The 4,404-nt window shown below is 34.4% G+C and carries 5 protein-coding genes; 1 reads left to right on the top strand and 4 read right to left on the bottom strand.

Going from position 1 to position 4,404, the window contains the following annotated elements:
- Positions 1–905: GTPase HflX (hflX, locus tag SOY52_RS10170; RefSeq protein ID WP_320848841.1), on the top strand; the 905-nt coding region annotated here is incomplete at its 5' end.
- Here the strand turns inward: hflX and SOY52_RS10175 are convergent.
- From SOY52_RS10175 to SOY52_RS10190, 4 genes are read right to left on the bottom strand one after another with little or no spacing between them, the layout of a single operon-like run.
- Positions 897–1,496: a P-II family nitrogen regulator gene (locus tag SOY52_RS10175; protein ID WP_320848842.1), complete on the bottom strand. Its 600-nt coding sequence runs from the start codon at positions 1,494–1,496 to the stop codon at positions 897–899. The two genes, hflX and SOY52_RS10175, sit on opposite strands and share 9 nt — an antisense overlap.
- Positions 1,493–2,920 (bottom strand): DUF1538 domain-containing protein, encoded by a 1,428-nt coding sequence (locus SOY52_RS10180; protein WP_320848843.1) that lies wholly within the window; start codon positions 2,918–2,920, stop codon positions 1,493–1,495. Before SOY52_RS10180 ends, SOY52_RS10175 begins: the two co-directional genes overlap by 4 nt.
- On the bottom strand, positions 2,921–3,049 hold the full coding sequence (locus tag SOY52_RS10185; protein WP_320848844.1) for a hypothetical protein: 129 nt from the start codon (positions 3,047–3,049) through the stop codon (positions 2,921–2,923).
- A 14-nt stretch (positions 3,050–3,063) separates the two neighbouring features.
- A complete protein-coding gene (locus SOY52_RS10190; protein ID WP_320848845.1) occupies positions 3,064–4,149 on the bottom strand; it encodes a sodium ion-translocating decarboxylase subunit beta in 1,086 nt (361 codons plus the stop codon).
- Between the last annotated feature and the right edge of the window lie 255 nt (positions 4,150–4,404).

A 4,404-nucleotide genomic window follows, 5' to 3' on the forward strand; every position in this document is an offset into this window, starting at 1 on the left:
AAGTTATTTTACAAATCTTTGCTGACCGTGCCCAAACTAAGGAAGCTAAACTACAAGTTGCACTTGCAAGAGCAGAATACTCTCTTCCACGTCTTAGAAGACGCTGGGAGGAGTTATCACAACAGAGAGGTGGTGTTAAAGGTAGTAGAGGTTCTGGCGAAAGACAACTTGAGCTTGATAAAAGAAAGTTAAGCGAAAGAATTATCACTCTTAAAAGAGAGCTTGAGGAAGTTAAGAAAATAAGAAATGTTCAAAGGAAAAGTAGGGATAAAAATAAAGCTTATTCCTTTAGCTTAGTTGGATACACAAATGCAGGTAAAAGCTCACTATTAAACTTATTAACTAATGCTAATACCTTTGTTGAGGATAAACTCTTTGCTACCCTTGATCCAACTACAAGAGCTATGAAACTTAAAGGTAGAGTTGATATCACAGTAACAGACACTGTAGGATTTGTTTCAAACCTTCCTCACCACTTAATTAGTGCGTTTTCATCCACATTGGAGGAAGCTAAGTATGCCGATACCCTAATCATTGTTGTCGATCTTGCTAATCCCGATTGCGAAAAGTGTCACCAAACTACATTAGAGGTATTATCATCATTAGGGGCTGGAGAGAACGATAAAATTATTGTTTTTAATAAAATAGACTCAATTGCAAATGAAATTGCCTATGAAAGACTAAAGGTAGCAATTCCAAACCACATTGAAATAAGTGTTAAAAACAAGGTAAATATCGATACCCTTATCGATGAAATGTATGAAAGAGTAATTAATAGTAAAAAACGCTTTACCGTCTATCTTGAACCAGAAGATGGTAAAGCGCTAAGTGAAATTTACTCAAAATACACAGTGTTATCGAATAAATATGAAGATGGGAAGATGGTAGTTGAATACCTATCCTAAGTTAACAAAGTCTCTAACTGGGATAGAAAACATTATTCCCATACCCTTTTTATTTAATATTTCCATCTGAGAAATAGCTTTCTTTACTTTCTCAGATTTTTCTTTTTCAATTACTATCATTAGTATTTCTTTTTCTGGGACAAGAGGAGTTCCAAAGAATTTTACATCTTCATCTGTAGATGTACCTCTACCTGAGATAACAGTACCACCTTTTGCACCAGCCTTTCTGGCTACAGCCATAATATCTTCACTATATCCAGCTTGGCAGATTACTTCTATCATCTCATATTTTACATCAAACATCTCATCCTCCTCATCAAAAGCTCTAAAGCAATCTAAAAGTAACGCAACTCCACTAACCTTCACACCCTTTACAGCACTTAAAATACTATCCTTTATTTCTTTTCCAATAACAGATATTAAAACTTCCTTTCGGCTATCTCCTATACCAAGGGCTGCTAATATTGAATTTGAAGCAGTACCTTTTGCTTGAACAATAGATCCTCCAGGAGCACCAGCTGCTCTTGCTGCCTTCATCAAAAGGGAAGCCTCACCCTTTCTAACAATTGAAATAAGTGTATAACTATTCATTTTTTAGCCCCCTTTTTTACTGTTAACCTATATATGATACCAAGTATCTCAATAGATAGAATTGGCATCATAGCAATAAATGATATAAGGCCAAAAGATGCATCTAAACTACCATTAGCAGCTCCAATTGCATATGGAAGCAAGAAGGCTGAACTCATTGGACCTGTTGCAACTCCCCCGGAGTCAAATGCAATAGCTGAAAAGAGTTTAGGAGTAAAAAACATCAATAATATTATAATCGCATAACAAGGTATGATGAAATACAATATTGGAATTTGTAATGCAGAACGAATAAGGCCCATCATTACTGCAATTGATACAGCTAAGCAGAGGGTAATCATCATTAAGCGTTTTTTTATCATTCCTTGGCTTACGTCTTCAACCTGCTCTGTTAATACCCATATTGCGGGCTCTGCAAGTACAACACAAGCTCCTAAGACTCCTCCAATTGCAACTAGTAAAGGTAGTGAAAAAGAAGAAAGTGCTAAACCAAGAGTTTTTGCTATCATTGAAAAAGAAAACTCAACGCCAACAGAGAATAATACAAGGCCAAGATAGGCAAATATCATACCGTTAAAAAGCTTTAAAGCACTAAATAGCGGAAGGCGCATAAAAAATATTTGCATTATGATGCAAACTATCATAATAGGTAAAAATGCTAGTCCCGTATCCTTAAAACAAGTTAAAAGGATTTGAAAAAAACTATGTGTAGAACTATTTCCTCCTACACTACTTGCGGTATCAATATTGAAGAAAACTCCAAGCAACATTACAGCAAGAATTGGTCCTATTGATGATAGTGCTACATAACCAAATTCACTTTCCTCATCCTTCCCCCTAACCTTAGCAATACCCATACCAAGTGCCATGATAAAAGGTACAGACATAGGCCCTGTAGTTGCTCCACCTGAATCAAAACCAATTGAAACAAAAAATGGTGGAACTAAGAATGCAATTAATAGCAAAGCTAAATAACTAATTGCTAATAGCAGTTTTAATGGAATGTGCAAAATAGTTCTTACAAGTGATAATGCTAAAAATATAGCAACACCACTTGCAATCGCACCAAGAAGTAACGGTACACTTAATGAACTTGAAATATTAGCAATCTGTGTTGCTAATACTTTTACATCAGGTTCTGCAACTGTGATAATAAAGCCAAGTCCTAAGGCTACCAAAATAATAAGGAAAAGACTTCTAGACTTAGTAATTGTAGAACCGATTTTATTACCAACAGGTATTAAACCATTGTTTACACCAGTTAAAAATAGTGTTAATCCCACTATTACTAAAAGACAGGATACCCCAAAGTTCGCAAGCTCACCATAGGTAGCTGCTTTTAACAAAAGAGATAGTAATCCTGCAATTAACGCAATTGGAAGCACAGATATCGTTACTTCCTTAAACTGTTTAACTATGTCCAACTATTTACCTTCTATTTTAAATATTTTATTAATCAAACAAATAATAACAAAAATAACACCAATAGATAATAGTAGTAACAAATATGATAATAATCCAAGCTTTAAGGTGTATAAAAAATTTTCTAGCATAACTATTTACTCCTTTAAGAAAAGACTCGAAGAATAAGTCCACCAGCTATTACACTTGCAATTTGTCCTGAAACATTAGCTCCCAGTGCAAATGGCAGAAGATGATTTTGTTTATTCGCTTTTAAACCTTCACTTTGCACTACTCTTGATGACATTGGAAAACTCGATATTCCTGCACCTCCAATTAATGGATTTACCTTTTGCTTTAAAAAGAGGTTTGCACCCTTAATAAATAAGACTCCACAAATAGTATCAAAGGTAAAAGCTAGAAGTCCAAAAGAAATTATCATTAAAGACTCCCACCTTAGTAGCTCTGCACCTGACATTTTAGGAGCTATGGCTAACCCTAACAGTAGGGTAATTAAAGGTGAAAGAATATTTTCAGCAGCTCTTTGAAGAGAGCCTAAAACCTTACACTCTCTAATAAGATTTCCAAACATTAACATGCCAACAAGACTAATTGAGTCTGGAGCAATTAATCCAGAAACTACTGTTACAACAATTGGAAATAAGATACGTGTTGTTTGTGATACCCCATTCGGCTTGTAATGCATCTCAATTTCACGTTCCTTTTGAGTTGTTACTAGCCTTAGGACAATTGGTTGTATTATTGGAACTAGAGCCATATAGCAATATGCAACGATTAGGATTGGAGCGATAAAAGAAGAGTGTAATCTCATACTAACTAAAATAGCAGTAGGACCATCAGCAGCACCAATAATTCCAATGCTTGCAGCATCATTAACAGGGAAAAATAGAGAGGCAATTATCATGGTTATGAAAATACCACCCTGTCCAGCTGCTCCAATGAATATTAACCAAGGTTTAGATAGTAATGGACCAAAGTCAATCATGGAACCTATTCCTATGAAAAGTAAAAGAGGAAATACCTCTGCATTATTAATCCCTATTTCATATAGCCATGCTAGTATTCCATGAGCTTCACTTGATGCGATCATACTTCCTGGAATGTTAACCAAAATTGCCCCAAACCCCATAGGAAGTAATAGAGTTGGTTCCATTTTCTTCTTGATGGCAAGGTAAATTAGTATTCCTCCAACTGCCATCATTAAAGCAGAGTAAAAGAGTTCTAACTTCATGTTTTAAATATATAAACAGAAATTATTAAAGCAACAGGTAATCAATAATCTTGTTTTCGTGAGAATTAAGCTATTTAATAATCTTGTTTTCGTGTTTATAAAAAACAAATTTAAATACAATAATTATTAGCGTTATGCATTAATTACTTTTATTATTAAAATTAACTACATATTTACATCACTTTATGCTAACATATAATTAATCTTGTTTTCGTGATAATTGAGCTATTTAATAATCTTGTTTTCGTGAGGATA

It is taken from the genome of Bullifex sp., assembly GCF_034103065.1.
In the GTDB taxonomy this organism is placed as follows: domain Bacteria; phylum Spirochaetota; class Spirochaetia; order Sphaerochaetales; family Sphaerochaetaceae; genus Bullifex.